Below are 19,025 nucleotides of genomic sequence, written 5' to 3' on the forward strand. Positions count from 1 at the left end.
TGTGCCGGAGGCCTATGACCCGCTGACAGATCCCGCACCGGCGCACGATGTGCGCGCGGTGCTGCGGATTCGGGCGTTCCGGCGGTTGTGGATCGGGTTCGGGCTGTCGAGCCTGGGCGACTGGATCGGCCTGCTGGCGCTGACCGCGATGGCGAAGTCGTTCGCCGGCGACAACTACCAGCTGGCGAACTTCGCGATCGGCGGCGTGCTGTTCCTCCGGGTGCTGCCGGCGCTGGTGATGGGGCCGGTGGCGGGCTGGGTCGCGGACCGGCTGGACCGGCGGGCGACGATGATCGTCGGCGACCTGGTCCGGGCCGCGTTCTTCGTCACGATCCCGATCGTGCACACCCTCACCTGGCTGCTGGTCGCGACCGTGCTGATCGAGGTCGTCAGCCTGATCTGGGGCCCGGCCAAGGACGCCAGCGTGCCGAACCTGGTGCCCCGGCACCGGCTCGAGGCGGCGAACCAGCTCAGCCTGATCACGACGTACGGCTCGGCGCTCCCGGCCGCCGCGATCTTCACCGCGATCACGCTGGTCACCCGCTGGGCCGGCGACTTCTCGATCGACCTGGCCGTCTACCTGAACGCCGCGACGTTCGCGGTCTCCGCGTTCGCGATCGTGTCGGTCTCGGAGATCGGCCGCGCGGTGCACGAGCACGAGGACCACCCGACGCTGTGGCGGACGATGGTCGAAGGCTGGTCGTACGTCACCGGTACGCCGGTGGTCCGCGGGCTCGTGGTCGGCATCTCCGGGGCGTTCGCGGCGGGCGCGGTCGTGATCGGCCTCGGCCGGACGTACGTCGAGGACCTCGGCGCCGGCGACCCGGGGTACGGCCTGCTCTTCGGTGCGGTGTTCGGCGGGCTCGCGCTCGGGATGGGGTTCGGGCCGCGGATCTTCTCCGGGCTGTCCCGGCGCCGGCTGTTCGCGGCCGGGCTGGTCGGGTCCGGCATCTGCCTGGCCGGGCTGGCGCTGATCCACCAGATCGAGATCGCCACGATGATCGCGATCCTGCTCGGGTTCTGCGCCGGCGGCTCGTGGGTGTCCGGGTACACGTTGCTCGGTCTCGAGGTGCCGGACGCGGTCCGCGGGCGGACGTTCGCGTTCGTGCAGTCCGCGGTGCGTACGGTGCTCGCGGTCACGCTGGCGATCGCGCCGTTCGCCGCGGGCGCCATCGGCCGGCACACCTGGACGATCGCCGGCCACTCGGCGACGTACAACGGCGCCTCGATGACGATGGTGATCGCCGCGGTGGTGGCGGGCGTGATCGGGCTGCTCGCCTGGCGGCAGATGGACGACCGGCCGGGCGTGCCGTTCTGGCGCGACGTACGGCGGAGTTTCGGCAAGACCCGCGGCGACTACCCGACCACCGGGCTGTTCATCGCGCTCGAGGGCGGCGAGGGCGCCGGCAAGTCGACGCAGTCCGCGCTGCTGGTGAAGTGGCTGGAGGAACAGGGCCAGCAGGTGCTGCTGACCCGCGAGCCCGGCGCGACCGAGCTCGGCAAGACGCTCCGCGAGATCGTCCTCGACCCGGCCACCGGCGACATCTCGCACCGCGCCGAGGCGCTGATCTACGCCGCCGACAAGGCCGAGCACGTCGACTCGGTGATCAAGCCGGCGCTGAAGGCCGGCGCGGTGGTGATCACCGACCGGTACGTCGACTCCGCGCTGGCCTACCAGGGATCCGGCCGCGACCTCAACCTGTCCGACGTCGAGCGGGTGAACCGCTGGGCCACCGACGACCTCCGGCCGAACCTGACGATCCTGCTCGACCTGCCGCCGAAGAGCGGGCTCGGCCGGTTCAAGGAGCGGGACCGGATCGAGGCGCAGGGCGACGAGTTCCATGAGCGGGTCCGGCACGCGTTCCTCGAACTGGCCGCCGCCGAGCCGCAGCACTACCTGGTCCTGGACGCGTCCCAGGACCGCGAGGACATCGCCCGCCAGATCCGGGCGCGCCTGCAACCGATGCTCCCGAAGGTGGGCCTATGAGTCTCTGGGACGACCTGGTCGGGCAGGAGCCCGCGGTCGCCGTACTGCGTCGGGCCGTGGACGGCGCATCCGCCGTACTGCGTGGTGACAGGGGTGCGGCGGTCGCCGGGATGACACACGCCTGGCTGATCACCGGGCCGCCCGGGTCCGGCCGGTCGAACGCGGGTCGCGCATTCGCAGCCGCGCTGCAGTGCGCCGACAACGGCTGCGGCGAGTGCAACCAGTGCCGGACGGCGCTCAGCGGCGCGCACCCGGACGTGTCGTTGATCCGCACCGAGCTGCTGTCGATCCGCGTCAGCGAGGTCCGCGAGCTGGTCCGGCGGGCCGCCATGAGCCCGACGCAGGGCCGCTGGCAGGTGATGGTCGTCGAGGACGCCGACCGGCTGACCGAGCAGGCCGCGGACGCGTTGCTGAAGAGCATCGAGGAGCCCGCGGCGCGGACCGTCTGGGTGCTGTGCGCGCCGACGGTCGAGGACGTCGTACCGACGATCCGTTCGCGTTGCCGGCTGCTGGTGCTGCGGACGCCGCCGGTGGCGGCGGTCGCGGAGATGCTGAGTGCGAAGCTGGGCGTGGACGCGGACCTGGCGTGGTTCGCGGCGCGGGCTGCCCAGGGGCACATCGGGCGGGCGCGGGCGCTGGCCCGGGACGCCGAAGTACGGGACCGGCGGACGCGGGTGCTGGAGGTGCCGTTCGCGCTGCGGGACCTGGGGGCGTGCCTGAAGTCGGCGCAGCAGCTCGTCGACGCGGCCAAGGAGGAGGCCAAGGCCAGCGCGGAGAAGGTCGACGAGAAGGAGCGGGCCGCGCTCGAGCAGGCGCTCGGCGTCGGCACCAAGGGCGCCAAGCCGCGCGAGGCGAACGCTGCCCTGAAGGAGCTCGAGGACCAGCAGAAGGCCCGCGCGAAACGGTGGGAACGCGACGTCCTGGATCGCTCGCTGGTCGACCTGATGGCGCTCTACCGGGACGTCCTGGTGGTGCAGACCCGCTCCGGCGCCGAGCTGATCAACGCCGAGCTGCACCGCAACATCGAGCAGCTCGCGGCCCGGACCACCCCCGAGCAGTCGATCCGCCGGATCGACGCGATCGCGATGTGCCGGGAGGCGGTCGAGGCGAACGTGGCGCCGCTGATCGCGCTGGAGGCGATGACGATCTCGCTGTTCGAGGGCCGCGGCGACGGGTTCAGCATTCCGCGCCGGGTGCTCCGCTGAGGCGTGACTCACGTCCGATAACTGGGCGGCGGTTGTAACACCGAGACGCGCGGGTCCGATGACTGGGTGTCCGGGTGGTTGCCCGGCACCACCTCCGAACGGACCCCGATGAACCAGCCCTCCTCCCCGATCCAGCCGGTGCGGCAGCCGCTGCCGTCGGCTGAGTCCTGGCTGGAGGGCGTCCCGAACCCGGTGCGACGCCAGGACGGGTACGCCGTCGCCGCGCTCGCGGTCAGCCTGCCCGGGCTGGTACCGCTCGCGGTGGTCCTGGCCGGGATCGCGCTGCGCCGGATCAAGCGGCTCGGCGGGCAGGGGAAGCGGCTCGCGTACGGCGCGTTGCTGGTCTCCTTGTGCTGGGTGATCGCGATCGGCGTCGCGGTCACGCTCAACCTGGTCGCCGAGCACCGCCGCGGTATCGGCCGTACCGTGTCGATCTCGCACGTGGACGTCGGCCGCTGCTTCGACGCGGACCTGGAGTCCGACGCACTACGGCTGGTGCGGATCGCGGACTGCGCCGGACCGCACACCGGCGAGGCCTATGCGAAGGTACCGGCGGCACTGGTCGGCCTGTCCGGGACGCAGGCCGGCGCCGAGGCGACCCAGCAGTGCGCGGGCGCGTTCGTCGACTTCGTCGGGAAGCCCTACGAGCGGTCCGAGCTCGACATGTACTACGTGGTGCTCGAGAACCACGCCGTTGCTGACGGCAACGTGCTGTGCCTGCTCGGGATGCCGGGAACGCACCTGAGCGGTACGATGCGCGGAGCGCAACGGTAGCGCCTGCGGGGGAGTGGGAGACGACGTGACTCAGCCGCCGTACGGATCGGAGCCGCCGGAACGGCCGCAGGACCGGCCCCACGACCCGACGCGCGCGTTCCCGACGTACGGGCGCCCCGAGCAGCCGGGCACGCCGCCAACGGCACCGGGCGAGCAGCAGCCGGGTACACCCCCGCCGACGGGACCGGGCCGGCAGCCGACAGATACGCCGACCTGGGCGGCGCCCGGCCAGCACTCGGCAGGTACGTCGTGGGCCGCGCCCGGGCAGCAGCCGCAATACGGTCAGGCGCCGCCGCAGTTCGGGCAGCCGCAGTTCGGGCAGGCTCAGCCGCAGTTCGGGCAACCGCAGTACGGGCAGCCGCCTTATGGGCAGGTGCCGTATGGGCACGGGTACGGGCCGGGGCAGTATCCGCCGGCGTACGGGCAGCCGCCCGCGGCGTACGGGTACGGCTATCTGGGCGGGTCGGGCGGGACGAACTCGCTGGCGACCGCGTCGCTGGTGACCGGGCTCGGCGGGATCCTGATCGGGGTGTCCGCGCCGGTGGCGATCGGGCTCGGGATCGCGGCGCTGGTCCAGATCAGCCGGCGCCCGCAGGCCGGCAAGGGGATGGCGATCGCCGGAGTGGTGATCGGTTCGCTGGTGACGCTCGGGTACGTGGCGCTGATCGGCCTGGTGATCGCGTTCGGCTCGTCCGGCGACACCTCGGGTGCTCCGAACCCGGGGTCGTCGAGCGTGTACGTCGACGAGCTGGCGATCGGCGACTGCTTCGACAAGACCAGCGTCGAGGACGAGGTGGTCCGGCGCGACTGCCCGGTCGAGCACGACGGCGAGCTCGTCGCCTCCGTCACGCTCCCCGCCGGCGCGTACCCCGGCGACAAGGCGATCGACGACGACGCCGATCAAGCGTGCGCCGGGCCGTTCGGCACGTACGTCGGCAAGTCCCGCGACGACTCCGAGCTGCAGCTCGCCTGGTGGACACCGGACAAGCCCACCTGGAACTCCGGCGACCGCCGCATCCTGTGCGCCGCCTACGGCCCCGGCACCGACAAACTCACCGGCACCGTCAAAAACAGCCACCGCTAACCGCTTGCCGACAGCAACCGCCCCTGAGAGTAGCCACCGCGCGCCACGCAGACGACCAGCAGTCCCCGCGTGCTACGCAGCCGCTAGCTTCGTCGCTCCGCTCCTCAGACGCGTCCGCTCCGCGCGCTCCCACCCGCCCCCGGGCTAGCGCCCGGAACATGGTTTCCGGCTCGCGCCGGGGAGCTGCGGCTGGCGCCGCTGAGCTGCCGCCGGCTGCTTGCGAGCTGCCGCTCGCGGGTGAGTGCTAGGCGGACGTCGATCGCCGGGTGAATGTCACGACGGGGACCGTGGTTCGACCGCCGACGTGCTGTCGCCTGCACCCCAGCATTAGCCCGCGAAGCGAACCTAGGTGGAGGAAATCACAGTCGCGGCGCCGTGAGCTACCCGACGACGAGCTGTCCTCGGCACCTGTGGCACGGGACGTCGTATGGGCCAAGGCTCTGCTCGTCGAGCTCCTGCACTTGGTGCCTGCGAGTCGTCTAGCGAGCCTCGTGCCCGACGATTTGTAGGCCCTCGTACTCGGCGAAGTCCGTGAAGTCCTTGACGTTGAGCGTTGCCAGCGGCAGATCGTAGGCCAGGCAGCATGCCGCGATCCAGCTGTCGTTCTGGGGTCGTGGTCGTCCACGCCTGGTGGCGTACGCGGAGATCTCACCCCATCGCCGGGCCACGGACTCGTTGTACGGCAACGTCGGACGAGTGGTCAGCCATGCCTCGAGCCCGGCGACCTTGGAGGGGCCCCAGTTGCGAAGATGCGCCCAGCGGCTCAGCTCGCCCAGGGTGACGAACGTGATTGCTACCTGGGCTCCGAGCAACTCGCGAAGCAGCGCAGGCGGAAGCGCATTCTTGATGCTCAGGGAAGCGACATCCGTGTCCAGCACGATCCTGCGCGGGCTCACGCGACGTCGGCCCGCCGCATCGTGCCCAGATCGGCCAGGAACTCGTCCACCTCGCCGTCGTCGAAGACTCCATCCGCGGCAAGATCGTCGGCAGAGCGCACTGGGGCAGTGCCCCGGAACAATTCGTCAACAGACACGGCGCCGCGCGAGCGGCCCGAGTGTTCGGCGTTGTCTGCGGTCACGACATTACCTCCAGGATCGACTACAACGCCGAGTATCCCACGGTGACCGGACAATTCTTGTGTGTCGGCCATTCCTCGTGGAGCACCTCGCGCGGTCGTCGCTGCAGCCTTGCAGGCAGTTGGGCCGCGCGGGGACTGCTTGCGTGGTTGCTCGTGTGGCTGTGGGGTGGCTGCGATGGGGGTCGGGGAGGAGATCTGCAAGTAGTCTGAGGGCGTGGGTATGGTGATGGCGGTGTCGTTCGAGCGGTACGGGCGGCTTTATTACCTTGATCCGGGGGAGTTTCGGCCTCGGGTGGGGGACAAGGTGCTGGTGCCTACGGACGACGGGCCTGAGGTTGCCGAGTGTGTGTGGGCGCCGCAGTACGTGACCGAGGAGGTCGGCGGGCTGCCTGCCTGTGCGGGGATTGCGACCGCGCAGGATCTGGAGCGGGACGAGCAGAATCGGCAGCGGCGGGCGGACGCCCGGCTGATCGCCAAGCGGACGATCCGGCAGCACGGGTTGCCGATGAAGGTGGTCGGGATCGATTTCGTCGATCGGCGGCCGGATATCGATCAGCTGGTGATCGTGTACTTCTCCGCGCCGCACCGGGTGGATTTCCGGGAGTTGGTGCGGGACCTGGCGCGGGCGCTGCGGGCGCGGATCGAGCTCCGGCAGGTCGGGGCGCGGGACGAGGCGCGGTTGCAGGGCGGGATCGGGCCGTGCGGGCGGGACCTGTGCTGTGCGACGTTCCTGAAGGACTTCGAGCCGGTCAGCGTGCGGATGGCGAAGGACCAGGACCTGCCGCTGAACCCGTTGAAGATCTCCGGCGCGTGCGGGCGGCTGATGTGCTGCCTGAAGTACGAGCACCCGCTGTACCAGGAGTTCAACGCCAACGCCCCGGCGCTCGGAACCGCGGTGGAGACCCCCGCGGGTGATGGAGTGGTGGTCGGGCACAACGTGCCGAGCGACACCGTGGTCGTCCGGCTGGCGGCCTCGGGCCGGCGGTGTGCGTGCAGCCGGGCGGACGTCTGTTCGCCGCGGCAGCAGTACGAGGCATCGGGTACGACGACCCCGGACGCGCCGCCCGTCGTACCCGAGCCACCAGTAGTGCCCGAGACATCCGAAATGCCCGAGACATCCGAAGTGCCCGAGCCACCAGTAGTACCCGAGACATCCGAAGTGCCCGAAGAGACGCGCGAGGAGCGCCGGGCCCGCAAGCCGCGCCGGCGGCGCCGGTTGCACCACGAAGACGAGGGAGACACCGCCCAGTGAGATTCCGCACTCAACCCACCCCTCGCTTCACTCGGGGCGGGGTAGGTGGCAGGTCGAGCGTACTGGTGGCAGCTCTTGCGGTGCTCGCGAGTGGGTGTGGGGTGGCGAGTCGTGCGCAGGAGGCCGGCAACGGTACGGCGCCCGGCGTCGGGAGCAATCCGCCGAGCGGACCGGTCGGGCCGATCCCCGCGGGGCTGGAGAAGTTCTACCAGCAGCGCCCGGACTGGCAGCGCTGCGGTACCAACCAGCAGTGCGCGACCATCCAGGTGCCGCTGGACTACACCAAGCCGGCCGGCCAGACGATCGAGCTGCGCGCCCGGAAGGTGCTCGCGAAGGATCCCGGCGGCCGGATCGGCACGCTGTTCATCAACCCGGGCGGCCCGGGGGCGAGCGGGCAGGAGTTCGCCGCGCAGGCGCCGATGCTGTTCGGGTCGTCGGTGCTGCGGAAGTTCGACGTGATCGGTTGGGATCCGCGCGGGGTCGGCGAGTCGACGCCGGTGAAGTGCCTGGACACCGCGGGGCTGGACGCGATGATCGCCGCCGACGGCAGCCCGGACAACGCCGCCGAGATCGCCGACCTGGACAAGCAGTCGAAGGCCTTCGCGGCCGGCTGCGAACAGCGCTCAGGCCGGCTGCTGCCGCACGTGAACACCAAGGACGCGGCCCGCGACATCGACGTACTGCGAGGGATCGTCGGCGACCCGCAGCTGTACTACCTCGGCATGTCGTACGGGACGTACCTGGGCGCGACGTACGCCGAGGAGTTCCCGAAGAACGTCGGCCGGATGGTGCTGGACGGCGCCGTCGACCCGGCGAGCACGTCCGAGCAGATGGGGATCGAGCAGGCGAAGGGCTTCGACAAGGCGCTGGACGCGTTCGCGGAGGACTGCGCGCAGCGGTCCTGCAAACTCGGCGGCAACAAGGCCGAGGTGCTCGCCAAGGTCGACCAGCTGATCAAGGACAGCGACGAGCACCCGCTGCCGGGTGACGGGCAGCGCCAGGTCACGCAGGCGCTGGTGACCCTCGGCCTGGTCTACCCGCTGTACCTGAAGGACTTCTGGCCGCGGCTCGAGGACGCCGTCGCGGCCGGGCTGTCGGGTGACGGCAGCCGGTTGCTCGCGCTCGCCGACGAGTACACCGACCGCAAGCCGACCGGGTACGCCGACAACTCGAACGAGGTGCAGATCGCGGTGAACTGCAGCGACCGCCCGGACGCCACCTCGATCGCGCAGATCCAGGCGGAGGTGCCGAAGTTCAAGGCGGCGTCACCGCGGTTCGGCGAGTTCATGGCCTGGTCGTCGGTGTCCTGCGTGAACTGGCCGGTGAAGCCGACGAACACCCCGCACCCGATCAAGGCGGCCGGGGCGAAGCCGATCATGGTGCTCGGTACGACGCGCGACCCGGCGACGCCGTACGAGTGGGCGGTCGGGCTGGCGCACGAGCTGGACAGCGGTGTCCTGGTCACCCGGGACGGCGACGGGCACACGGCGTACCTGTCCGGCAACGCCTGCGTGAAGAACGTCGTCGAGAGCTACCTCGTGCAGGGCAACACGCCCGCCGCCGACATCAAGTGCTAGGACCTAGTTGGGCCGGTTGTCGCCCGGTGACACCGGGACCTTGAGGGTGTCGACCGCGTGCTGGAGCACCGCCCGCAGGCCGGCGTCGTCCTGCGGGCGGCCGCCGACGGTGATCTCGACGGCTGAGGTCTTGCCGCCGTCCAGCGAGATCCAGCGCGACAGCCCCATCCGCGGCCCGCGGGTCTTGTCGATGTACGTGTAGACCAGCAGGCCGTTGTCGCGGCTCGTCACCTGCAGGTCCTTCTCGTCGATGCTGCGCTCGCGGTCCCGCACCAGCTCGTCCGGGCTCTGCTTGCTGCCCCGGGTGTCGAACCGGATCTGCCAGACACCGGTCGGGTCGAGGAACTTCGGCCGGGTGCCGCTCTGGGCGCTCTTCCAGCCGGTCGGCACGTCCGCCGACACCGGGTCGACGTCGGTGCCGAAGTTCTGTACGGCGTACTGCAGCGCGTCCGCCTGCAGCCCGTCACCGCGGGTCGGCGTACTCGACGTGGTCGGGCTGACGATGCCCACCCGCTCGTCGTGCGCTGCGAACGGGTTGCCGCCGTTGACGACGACGGCCGTGCCGAACGCGACCACGCCGACGGTCATTCCCGCCAGCGTCATCAGCAGCGCCTGGTGCCTGGGCGTGAGCATCCCGACCTCGCTTCCGTATCTCCCGGGTGATTATCCCCGACGAGAGGGGCGTCACCGCAAACCGCCGCGTACGCTGGCACGTCGTGGAGATGTCAGACACCGCTTTCCAGCAGGCCTTGCGGCATTACGACGACGGTACGGCGGAACGCGCCGAGCTGAAGCTGCTGACCAAGGAGTTGCTGAATCGCCTGGTCGCGAAGGCGCCGGGGCACGCGGTGGAGGTACGGATCCCGCCGTACGGCGCAGTCCAGTGCATCGAGGGTCCGCGGCACACCCGCGGTACGCCGGGCGCGGTGATCGAGATGCCGCCGGAGCTGTGGATCGAGGTCGCGCTCGGCCGGACCAGTTGGGCGGACGCCCGGATGTCCGGAAAACTCCGCGCCAGCGGCGAACGCACCGACCTGACCGCGCTGCTTCCCCTGACGAACAGTTGAGCCGCGGCATCCCGAAGGACACCGCGGCTCGGACCTGAGGAGATTCTCAGCTGACCCAGACCGTGGTGCGGCCGTAGACGATCGCGAGCTTGCCGTCGTCGCGCATCTGCAGCGCGGAACCCTTGCGGGTGGTCTTGGTGGCCCACAACGGCTTCTTGGCGGCGCTGTAGACCACGAAGTTGCCGTCGGTCTGCATCGTGGCGAAGGCGCCCTTGCTGATCGTCTTGGTGCTCCAGATCGGCGTCTTGCCGTTCTTGACGACCACCAGGTTGCCGTCGGCCTGCATCTGCGCCCGGAACACGCGGCTGTGCGAGTACAGCGCCACCGGGTTGGTCAGCAGCCGCCCCGGGTTCAGCGTGACCATCACCATGTAGCGGGACCAGACCGGCTTCCGCCGGACGTTGTAGAGCACCAGGTTCGAGTCGTTCTGCACGTTCAGGATGGCGTTGGTGCTGCCGGTCGTTCCGCTGGCCCAGACCACCGTACGGCCGGACACGACGACCAGGTTGCCGTCGGCCCGCATGATCAGCGAGGACGCCTTGCGGTTGGTCATGGTCGCCCAGATCGGGGTCCGGCCCTTGACCAGGACCGCGTTGCCGTCGGTCTGCATGACCAGCGCGTAGACCTTGTTCAGCGACCGGAGGTACTGGCCGGGCTTCAGGTACTGACCCGGACGCAGCAGGCCGGACGACGGCGCCGCGGCGGACTGGGCCGTGACAGCGGTGGTAGCCGTCTGCGACGCGGGAGCGGCGTGCGCGGCCGACGGAACAAGCAGGGTGGCACCTGCCGCCGCGCCCGCGGCGAGGGTGGCGAGCAGGCGGGTGCCGGCCGACTTGATCGAGATCATGCGGTTGTTCTCCGATTCCCGAGGATCGGCCGGGGTTTTCCCCGGCCGCCGAGATTGACGCCCTGGGCAACCAATCGGTTGTCACGCTAGGACGCCCACGGGTCGCTTCCGGATCCTTTCGATGCTGGTGGAAAGGGTGGCCGGTAATCAGGTTCGTCCGGAGCGGTCGGAACTGTCACCATGGTGCGGTGGCAGCAAGTCTTCGCTCGCGGCTGGTCCGGATGCGTGTCGATCTGACCCCGTGGCGTGGTTCCCGCGATTTCCGCATCCTGCTGGTCGCGGGCTCGGTCTTCTTCCTCGGCGGCATGGTCGGGTACGTCGCACTGCCGTACCAGCTGTACCAACTCACCGGCTCGAACTTCGCGGTCGGCGCGATGGGCCTGGTGACGATCGCACCACTGGTCGTGTTCGGCCTGTACGGCGGTGCGCTCGCCGACCACGTGGAACGCCGGAAACTGCTGGTCGGCACCGGGATCGCGCAGGTCGTGATCTCCGCGCTGATGGTGACGAACACGCTGCTCGCGCACCCGCAGATCTGGCTGATCTACGTCTGCGGCGCGCTGAACGCGGTCGCGTCGTCGCTGCAGCGGCCGTCGCGGGAAGCGCTCCTGCCGCGGGTGGTGAAGCACGCGGAGATCCCGGCCGCGGTCGCGCTGAGCTCGCTGACCTCGCAGATCGGGCAGCTCGCCGGCCCGGCGGTCGGCGGCGTACTCGTCGGTTCGGTGGGCGTGACCTGGGCGTTTTCGGTCGAGCTGGCCGGGATCGTGTTCGCCACGCTGCTGTACGCCCGGCTGGGTTCGTACCGGTCGGGAGCGCACACCACGGCGCCGAGCCTGCGGGCGATCGGCGGCGGGATCGTGTACGCGTTCCGCCGCAAGGACCTGCTGGCGACGTACCTGGTGGACATGGTCGGGATGTTCCTGGCGATGCCGATCGTGCTGTTCCCCGCGTTCGCGACCGTCGTGCTGAAGGAGCCGAAGCTGCTCGGGCTGCTGTACAGCGCGGAGGCGATCGGGGCGATGTGCGCTTCGCTGACGAGCGGCTGGGCGAAACATGTCCACCATCAGGGCCGGGCCGTCGTCCTCGCGACGATCGGCTGGGGTGCCGCGGTCGGGATCGCCGGGCTGGCGCCGAACATCTGGTTCGCGATCGGGTTCTTCGCGCTGGCCGGCGCCTGCGACATGGTGTCGGTGCTGTTCCGGTCGGTGATCTGGAACCAGACCATCCCGGACGAGATGCGCGGCCGGCTGGCCGGGATCGAGATGCTCGGCTACTCGCTCGGCCCGCTCGGCGGTCAGGCCCGCTCCGGGCTGGTCGCGGACCTGACCGGCGTCCGGACCGCGATCGTCAGCGGCGGGATCCTGTGCGTCGCGGGCGTGGTCGCGACCTCGGTCTGGTTGCGCGAGTTCTGGCGGTACGACGCCCGCACCGACGAACACGCCGTCCGCGAAAGAGAGCTCCGCGCCGCCGGTTGAGGGCATGTCCTAGGCTCAGTTCATCATGCGTACCCTGATCGCCGCCGGGCTGGCCGTCGTACTGCTTGCGGGGTGTGGCGGTCACGGGCAGGAGACCGCGCCTAGCGTGCCGCCGCTGGTCTCGGTGAGCGGGTTCGACACCCCGTCGGCGACGCCCTCGGACACGCCGTCACCGACCGCGTCGGCGACGCCCGCCGACACGGTGTGCCTGCGGATCGACGAGACCCTGGTCCGGACCACGCTGGCCGTGCCGGTCGTGCGAATCCAGCGCGAGAACCCGCCGGCCGAGCTCGACATCCCGGCGTACGACGTCTGTCAGCTGAGCCTCGGCACCACAGCGAACGGACCGGTGCTGCGGATCGGGGTTTCGGTGCTGCAGGCAACGGCGGCGACGCTGGCGGCGGCCCGGAAGGTGTACGCCGCCCACGGGCGCGAGCCCGCCGTGACCGCGAACCTAGGCGAGGGCGGGTACGGGACGAGTACGTTCGTGGTGTTCCTGCTCGACGGCAGGCTGTACAAGATCTCCGGTCCCCGCGCCACGCTCGCGAAGTACGTCGTACTCGGCCAGGAGGTCGCCCGGCAGGCGCCCGGGCTGCCCGCGCCGGCGCTGGAGATCACCCGGCCGGAGTGCGATGCAGGATCGGCCGCGGCCGAGCAGGTGATGGGCGTGCCGGCGACGGCCCGCCGCGACGGTGAGACCCTCGTCGGCGACCCGGTGTGCGGCTGGGTGACAGGCACGAGCGTGCTGTACTCGACGGTCCGCCGGGAGCCGGACGCCAAGGCGCTGATGGCACCGCTCGGCAAGGCCGCGACCTCGCAGTCGATCCCGCTCGGCGACGAGGGGTACATCGACACCGCGACCGGCCGGACGACGATCCGGGTCGGCGACGACAAACTCGTCGACCTGGTCCCGCTGCCGGCCCGCGCGATCAACCCGGACCTGATGACCCAGTTCGCGCTCGCGCTGTCCTCGCTCTACACGCACTGAGACACGCGCTGAGACTCCCGCTGAGACGCCCGACCTGCGACCCGGTCGCGGGTGTTAGGGTGGCCGCGCCGTGGTGTTCGGGAAGCCGGTGTAGTACCGGCGCGGCCCTCGCCACTGTGATCGGGATGTTCGCCGGATGTTCCCCTCGGGGAGACCACTGGCCGCTTGCGGCTGGGAAGGTTCGACCGGCGATCGCGGTATCCCGTCAGCCAGGAGACCGGCCACGGCGCTGACCCGTCCACGAGGTGCTGGAGGAGCGGTCCGCCATGGCCGTAGTACGTGTGCTTGCTGTTGCCCTGTCGCTTTCGCTGCTGGCCGGTTGTGCACCGTCTGCCGCCGAGAGCCCGGGCGCGACCACTGTGAAGAACTGCGGGATCGACGTGTCCGTCGACGGCCCGCCGAAGCGGGTGTTCGCGGCGTATCAGCCGGCGATCGAGCTGGCCCACGCGCTGGGCATCTCGGACCGCCTGGTCGGTACGGCGTACCTCGACTCCCAGGTGCTGCCGGAGTACACCGCCGCGCAGTCGAAGGCGAAGTACTTCAAGAACCTGCCGAGCCGCGAGGAGCTGCTCAGCCTGAATCCGGACTTCGTGCTGTCCGGGTTCAACGACGTGTTCAGCGCGGCCGGGAGCGACGCCAGCTTCGGCAGCCGGAAGGGTCTCGCGGACCTCGGGGTGCAGACCTGGATCTTCAGCCCGCTGTGCCCGACCGCTGACGGCAAGGGCGACGAGGCGATCGACCCGGCGACGGTTTCGATGGACAACGTGTACGCCGACCTGCGCGACCTCGGCCGGTTGTTCGGCGTCGAGGACCGCGCCGCGCAGGTGATCGCCGACCAGAAGCGCCGGATCGCCGCGGTCTCCGACGCGGTGAAGGACGCGCCGCGGCCGACCGTGGCGATCATCCGCCCGGGGCTGGAGGGCGGCGGGATGACGGTGTCCGGCGGCCCGGACTTCGGCACCGTGCTGATCCGGCAGGCGGGCGGCGTGAACGCGTTCGCGGACCTGACCTCGAAGCGGAACGTGAAGATCAGCGTCGAGGAGTTCATCAAGCGGGACCCCGACTACGTGCTGATCAGCGGTTGCTGTGACGCCTCGCTGACACCCGCGGCCTCGCAGCCGGACGTGAACAAGATCCTCGCCAATCCGGCGTTCGCCAATCTGAAGGCGGTGCGTTCCAAGCACGTCGTCCCGTGGCTGTTCGCCAACCACTCGGCCGGCGTCCGCGGCGCCTACACGACGGAGAACCTCGGCCACATCCTGCACCCCGATCTAGGGCGTGTCTGGTGACACGCCCTGTCAAGTGAAGCGGGCCGCCGGCCTGGTCGCAGTACTGGCGGTCGTCGTCGTGTTGTCCCTGTGCGTCGGCGACCGCTGGATCGGGCCGGGGGAGGTGTACCGGGCGCTGACGGACTTCACCGGCAGCGACAGCGACCGCGTGGTCCGGTACCTGCGGTTGCCGCGGACCGTCGCGGGTCTGCTGGTCGGCGCCGCGCTCGGGCTGTCCGGAGCGGTCATGCAGGGCGTCACCCGGAATCCGCTGGCCGACCCCGGGATCCTCGGCGTGAGCGCCGGCGCCGCGGTGGCGGTCGTCGCGGCGATCGGGCTGTTCGGCATCCACAGCCTCAGCGGGTACGTCTGGTTCGCGATGGGCGGGGCGCTGGTGGCCACGGTGGCCGTCTACCTGGTCGGCGCGGTCGGCGGTACGACGCCGGTGAAGCTCGCGCTGGCCGGTGCGGCGATCTCCGCGCTGCTCGGCTCGGTCACGTCGGCGGCGACGCTGCTGGACCTGTCGACGCTGAACGAGTACCGCTTCTGGGTGGTGGGGTCGTTGTCGCTGGCCGACCACGGGATCGTCGCCCAGGCCGTGCCGTTCGTTGCTTTTGGCATCGTTCTTGCCCTGGTGCTGGGGCGGTCGCTGAACCAGCTCGCGCTGGGCGACGACCTGGCCCAGGCGCTCGGTACCCGGGTGCTGCTGATCCGCGTACTGGCCGGCCTCGCGGTCGTGGTGCTGGCCGGTACGGCGACCGCGATCGCGGGACCGATCGGCTTCCTCGGGCTCGCCGTACCGCAGGTCGCGCGGTTGGTCGTCGGCCCGGACCAGCGCCGGATCCTGCCGTGGTCGATGCTGCTCGCGCCCGTCGTACTGCTGCTCGCCGACATCGTCGGACGGGTGGTCGCGCGGCCGGCCGAGCTGCAGGTCGGGATCGTCACCGCGCTGATCGGCGCCCCGCTGTTCATCGCCCTGGTCCGGCGCCGGCGAACGGCCGCGCTGTGAGGACGGGCGTGGTGGCGTCGGTGCTGACCGTCGTCGTGGGGGCGTACGCCCTGACTCGCGGTGACTACACGCTGTCGATCGCCGAGGTGCTGCGGACCTTGTCCGGGCAGGGCACCTTGATCACGTACGACGTGGTGGTGAACAACCGGCTGCCCCGCGTACTGACCGGGATCGGGGTCGGCGCGGCGTTCGCGATGTCCGGCGCGATCTTCCAGCGGCTGGCCCGGAACCCGCTGGTCAGCCCGGACCTGATCGGCATCAACGCCGGAGCCGCGCTGGCCGCCGTACTGATCATCACCGTGATCGGCAGCGGGTGGATCCCGCTCGGCGCGCTCGCCGGGTCGCTGCTGTCGGCGGTGAGCGTGTACCTGCTCGCGTACCGGAACGGGGTCTCGGGGAATCGGCTGGTGCTGGTCGGCGTCGGGGTGACGGCGATCGTCGGGTCGTTGACGGCGTACCTGCTGACGCTCGCGGACATCTACACGGCGAAGAGCGCGTCGATGTGGCTCGCCGGGAGTCTCGCCGGGCGGTCATGGACGCACGTCGTACTGATCGGGGTCACGCTGGCCGTCGGGATTCCGGCGGCCGTCGTGGTCGAGCGGCAGCTGCGGTTGCTGGAGCTGGGCGACGACCTCGCGCGGGCGCTCGGCGGGCGGGTCGAGAGCGCCCGCGGGGTACTGATCGCCCTCGGTGTCGGGCTCGCGGCGTTGGCGACGGCGACCGCTGGGCCGATCGGGTTCGTTGCGCTGGTGGCGCCGCAGCTGGCCCGCCGGCTGGTTCCGCGACCTGGGCTGGTGGTTCCGGGGGCGATCGGGGCGTTGCTGGTGGTCGTGTCGGATCTGCTGGCGCGGACGGTGGTCGCACCGACCGTGCTGCCGGTGGGTGTGGTGACGGCCTTTCTCGGCGCGCCGTACCTGCTGTATCTGTTGACCCGCGCTCGTCCTATCTGACGCTCGCGATGGTGGCGATCGCGTCGGTGATCTCGGTCGGGGTGCGGGCGGCGTACCCGAGAACGAGGCCGGGGGCGTGCGGGAGCTGGCAGTGCCAGGACAGCGGGTGGCACTTCACGCCGGCGTCCAGGGCGGCCGCGGCGAGTGCGAGGTCGTCGCCTTCGTCGAAGGTGATGGTGAGGTGCAGGCCGGCGGCGGCGCCGTGGATGGTTGCCGTCGGCAAGTGAGTGCGGATCGCGGCGACCATCGCGTCCCGGCGGGTACGGTGCCGGCGGCGGAGCATCCGGAGCTGGCGTTCGAGTTCGCCGGACTCCATCAGGTGCGCGAGGGTCAGCTGCGGGAGCGCCGCGTTGCCGAGGTCGGCGAGGCGTTTCCGGCCGATCAGCTCCTCCTTGTACTGCGGGGGCGCCAGCATCCAGCCGATCCGCAGCGCGGGCGCGAGCAGCTTGGAGACGCTGCCGACGTAGATCACCTGCTCCGGGAGCATCGCGCGGAGCGCCGGCACCGGTGGGCGGTCGTACCGGTGCTCGGCGTCGTAGTCGTCCTCGATGATCAGGCCGCCGTCGGTGGCCCACTGGACGAGTTCGCGGCGGCGTTCACCGTCGAGTACGACCCCGGTCGGAAAGTGGTGCGCCGGGGTCGCCATCACCACGGCGGCTTCGGACTTCCGCAGTACGTCGACCTGCATTCCGCGATCGTCCACGGGGACGGGTGGGGTTCGCATGCCCCAGTTCTGCAGGTGCTGGCGGGAGCCGAGCGAGCCGGGGTCCTCGACGGCGATCTCGTGGATGCCGTGCTGGTCGAGCAGTTGCGCCACGATTGCGATCGCCTGCGCGACCCCCGCGACGATGATCAGGTCCTCCGGGTCGGCCGCGATCCCGCGGTACTGCGCCAGCCAGCCCGCCACCGCCCGCCGGAGCGCCGGCGTCCCGGCCGGATCCCCGTACCCGAACTCGGCCGCCCCGAGATCGCTGAGCACCGCGCGCTCCGCCCGCAACCACGCCGCCCGCGGAAACGCCGCCAGATCCGGCACCCCCGGCGTCAGATCGACCCGGGCCGGGGCCGACCGCAGGGCGTCGAAGATCTCGGGGTCGTCGGCAGGACGACAGGAGGTGTCCGCGAATTCGCCTGCCACCTCCCGCACGCCAGGCGGGCGAGCTCGTGTACGCAGACCACTACGTACTGTCGAGCGGTCGGCGAGCTGCGCTGCGACCACGATGGTGCCGCCGCGCCCGCGCCCGGCGACCTGGCCGTCTTCGGTGAGGCGCTGGTACGACTCGGTGACCACCCCACGGGAGATGCCCAGGTCGGCGGCCAGGGTGCGGGTCGCGGGGAGCCGGGTGCCGACCGCGAGCTGCCCGCTGGAGATGGCGGCCCGCAGGCGCTCGGTGAGCCAGTCCGCGAGACCGCCGGCGGGTGCCTCGGACGGGTCGAGCTGGAGGAAGTCCGCGCCACCTTTGGACCGGCCACTTAGTGCCGGATTGGACCTGTTCACTGGACCATTGTCGCGCGACCGTTGAGGTATGGGAACCGACTACGTCCACGGCTACACCCCGGCGGAGACCCGCCGGCTCACCGACCAGGCCGGCACGCTCGCCGACCTGCTGCACGGCGGTACGACGTACCCGGCCGGCAGCCGCGTCCTCGAGGCCGGCTGCGGCGTCGGCGCGCAGACCGTCCAGCTCGTCACCCGCAGCCCGGGCGTCCAGCTGGTCGCGATCGACATCTCCGAGGCGTCGCTCGCCCAGGCGAAGGCCCGCGTCGCCGAGCACGCGCCGTACGCCGTGGTCGACTGGCGGCACGCGGACCTGCACGAACTGCCGGGCGAGAAGTTCGACCACGTCTTCGTCTGCTTCGTCCTCGAACACCTCGCCGACCCCGTCGACGCCCTCACCCGGCTCCGGGGCCTGCTCAACCCCGGCGGCACGATCACCGTCATCGAGGGCGACCACGGGTCCGCGTTCTTCCATCCCCGCAGTACCCGCGCCCAGGCCGTCGTCGACTGCCTCGTCGACCTGCAGGCCGCGGCCGGCGGCGACTCGCTGATCGGCCGCCGGCTCCAGCCGCTGCTCGAACAGGCCGGGTACGACGACGTACGGGTCGAGCCGCGAACCGTGTACGCCGACCAGAACCGCCCGCACCTCGTCGACGGATTCACCCGGAAGACCTTCGTCGCGATGGTCGAGTCGGTCCGCGAACGCGCCGTCGCCGCCGGGCTGCTGACCGCGGCCGAGTGGGCCGCGGGCATCCGCGATCTCGAGAAGTCCGCCGCACCCGGCGGCACCTTCCACTACGCGTTCTTCAAGGGAGTGGGCCGGACATGATCATGCTGGGAGTCCTCGTCGCGCTGGTCTGCTGGGGCCTGAACCGCAACCACCGGCGGCAGATCCGCCCGACGGTCGCCGACCTGACCGATCGGGATCTGCAACGATTGATAGACGATCTCAGGGCCAGTTCATGAACG

Annotated in this window: 19 protein-coding genes and 1 riboswitch; of the genes, 14 read left to right on the top strand and 5 right to left on the bottom strand. The window is 70.8% G+C overall.

All coding sequences use genetic code 11. The features are described from left to right. The first annotated feature begins 1 nt into the window (after window position 1). The 4 genes from tmk to JOF29_RS45550 all read left to right on the top strand — a co-directional run bounded on the left by tmk (window position 2) and on the right by JOF29_RS45550 (window position 5,050). Window positions 2–1,987, top strand: coding sequence for a dTMP kinase (gene tmk, locus JOF29_RS27035; protein ID WP_209697240.1), 1,986 nt, complete (start codon window positions 2–4; stop codon window positions 1,985–1,987). Continuing rightward, on the top strand, window positions 1,984–3,192 hold the full coding sequence (locus JOF29_RS27040; RefSeq protein ID WP_209697241.1) for a DNA polymerase III subunit delta': 1,209 nt from the start codon (window positions 1,984–1,986) through the stop codon (window positions 3,190–3,192). The genes tmk and JOF29_RS27040 overlap by 4 nt, the downstream gene beginning before the upstream one ends. A gap of 108 nt (window positions 3,193–3,300) precedes the next feature. Then, a complete protein-coding gene (locus JOF29_RS27045) occupies window positions 3,301–3,966 on the top strand; it encodes a DUF4190 domain-containing protein (RefSeq protein WP_209697242.1) in 666 nt (221 codons plus the stop codon). Between the two features lie 25 nt (window positions 3,967–3,991). Next, entirely contained in the window at window positions 3,992–5,050 is a 1,059-nt protein-coding gene (locus tag JOF29_RS45550) for a DUF4190 domain-containing protein (RefSeq protein ID WP_209697243.1), read from the top strand. 479 nt (window positions 5,051–5,529) lie between these two features. On the opposite strand, the gene JOF29_RS27055 is transcribed toward JOF29_RS45550, so the two are convergent. Both JOF29_RS27055 and JOF29_RS27060 read right to left on the bottom strand, forming a co-directional pair. Next, window positions 5,530–5,946: a type II toxin-antitoxin system VapC family toxin gene (locus JOF29_RS27055; RefSeq protein ID WP_209697244.1), complete on the bottom strand. Its 417-nt coding sequence runs from the start codon at window positions 5,944–5,946 to the stop codon at window positions 5,530–5,532. After that, on the bottom strand, window positions 5,943–6,128 hold the full coding sequence (locus JOF29_RS27060) for a hypothetical protein (protein ID WP_209697245.1): 186 nt from the start codon (window positions 6,126–6,128) through the stop codon (window positions 5,943–5,945). The genes JOF29_RS27055 and JOF29_RS27060 overlap by 4 nt, the downstream gene beginning before the upstream one ends. Before the next feature lie 220 nt (window positions 6,129–6,348). Between JOF29_RS27060 and JOF29_RS27065 the strand changes: the two genes are divergently transcribed. Next, the gene (locus JOF29_RS27065; protein ID WP_209700025.1) at window positions 6,349–7,380 is read left to right on the top strand and encodes a PSP1 domain-containing protein; all 1,032 of its coding nucleotides are present in this window, start codon (window positions 6,349–6,351) and stop codon (window positions 7,378–7,380) included. Between the two features lie 101 nt (window positions 7,381–7,481). Continuing rightward, a complete protein-coding gene (locus tag JOF29_RS27070; RefSeq protein WP_307863718.1) occupies window positions 7,482–8,957 on the top strand; it encodes an alpha/beta hydrolase in 1,476 nt (491 codons plus the stop codon). 3 nt (window positions 8,958–8,960) lie between these two features. On the opposite strand, the gene JOF29_RS27075 is transcribed toward JOF29_RS27070, so the two are convergent. Next, window positions 8,961–9,590, bottom strand: a complete 630-nt coding sequence (locus JOF29_RS27075; RefSeq protein WP_209697247.1) for a hypothetical protein — start codon at window positions 9,588–9,590, stop codon at window positions 8,961–8,963. An 89-nt stretch (window positions 9,591–9,679) separates the two neighbouring features. Between JOF29_RS27075 and JOF29_RS27080 the strand changes: the two genes are divergently transcribed. Continuing rightward, window positions 9,680–10,024 carry a sterol carrier family protein gene (locus JOF29_RS27080; RefSeq protein WP_209700026.1) on the top strand — a complete coding sequence of 115 codons (345 nt, stop codon included), beginning with the start codon at window positions 9,680–9,682 and terminating at the stop codon, window positions 10,022–10,024. Window positions 10,025–10,070: 46 nt separating this feature from the next. On the opposite strand, the gene JOF29_RS27085 is transcribed toward JOF29_RS27080, so the two are convergent. Then, the gene (locus tag JOF29_RS27085; protein ID WP_209697248.1) at window positions 10,071–10,871 is read right to left on the bottom strand and encodes a hypothetical protein; all 801 of its coding nucleotides are present in this window, start codon (window positions 10,869–10,871) and stop codon (window positions 10,071–10,073) included. A gap of 188 nt (window positions 10,872–11,059) precedes the next feature. Here JOF29_RS27085 and JOF29_RS27090 point away from each other — a divergent pair, with 188 nt between their 5' ends. From JOF29_RS27090 to JOF29_RS27110, 5 genes are all read left to right on the top strand, one after another. Next, entirely contained in the window at window positions 11,060–12,346 is a 1,287-nt protein-coding gene (locus tag JOF29_RS27090; RefSeq protein WP_307863720.1) for an MFS transporter, read from the top strand. Between the two features lie 25 nt (window positions 12,347–12,371). Then, window positions 12,372–13,334 (top strand): hypothetical protein, encoded by a 963-nt coding sequence (locus JOF29_RS27095; RefSeq protein WP_245359494.1) that lies wholly within the window; start codon window positions 12,372–12,374, stop codon window positions 13,332–13,334. A 54-nt stretch (window positions 13,335–13,388) separates the two neighbouring features. Then, window positions 13,389–13,574: riboswitch (cobalamin riboswitch) on the top strand. A 26-nt stretch (window positions 13,575–13,600) separates the two neighbouring features. Then, entirely contained in the window at window positions 13,601–14,623 is a 1,023-nt protein-coding gene (locus JOF29_RS27100) for an ABC transporter substrate-binding protein (RefSeq protein ID WP_209697249.1), read from the top strand. Window positions 14,624–14,636: 13 nt separating this feature from the next. Continuing rightward, window positions 14,637–15,611, top strand: a complete 975-nt coding sequence (locus tag JOF29_RS27105; RefSeq protein ID WP_209697250.1) for a FecCD family ABC transporter permease — start codon at window positions 14,637–14,639, stop codon at window positions 15,609–15,611. 11 nt (window positions 15,612–15,622) lie between these two features. Next, window positions 15,623–16,561: a FecCD family ABC transporter permease gene (locus tag JOF29_RS27110; protein ID WP_307863721.1), complete on the top strand. Its 939-nt coding sequence runs from the start codon at window positions 15,623–15,625 to the stop codon at window positions 16,559–16,561. Here the strand turns inward: JOF29_RS27110 and pdxR are convergent. Further along, window positions 16,554–18,056 (bottom strand): MocR-like pyridoxine biosynthesis transcription factor PdxR, encoded by a 1,503-nt coding sequence (gene pdxR / locus JOF29_RS27115; protein ID WP_209697252.1) that lies wholly within the window; start codon window positions 18,054–18,056, stop codon window positions 16,554–16,556. The genes JOF29_RS27110 and pdxR overlap by 8 nt on opposite strands. A 28-nt stretch (window positions 18,057–18,084) precedes the next feature. Between pdxR and JOF29_RS27120 the strand changes: the two genes are divergently transcribed. Continuing rightward, window positions 18,085–18,885, top strand: a complete 801-nt coding sequence (locus JOF29_RS27120) for a methyltransferase (protein ID WP_209697253.1) — start codon at window positions 18,085–18,087, stop codon at window positions 18,883–18,885. Then, window positions 18,882–19,022 (top strand): hypothetical protein, encoded by a 141-nt coding sequence (locus JOF29_RS27125; RefSeq protein WP_209697254.1) that lies wholly within the window; start codon window positions 18,882–18,884, stop codon window positions 19,020–19,022. The genes JOF29_RS27120 and JOF29_RS27125 overlap by 4 nt, the downstream gene beginning before the upstream one ends. Window positions 19,023–19,025 lie beyond the last annotated feature (3 nt).

This window comes from Kribbella aluminosa (assembly GCF_017876295.1).
In the GTDB taxonomy this organism is placed as follows: domain Bacteria; phylum Actinomycetota; class Actinomycetes; order Propionibacteriales; family Kribbellaceae; genus Kribbella; species Kribbella aluminosa.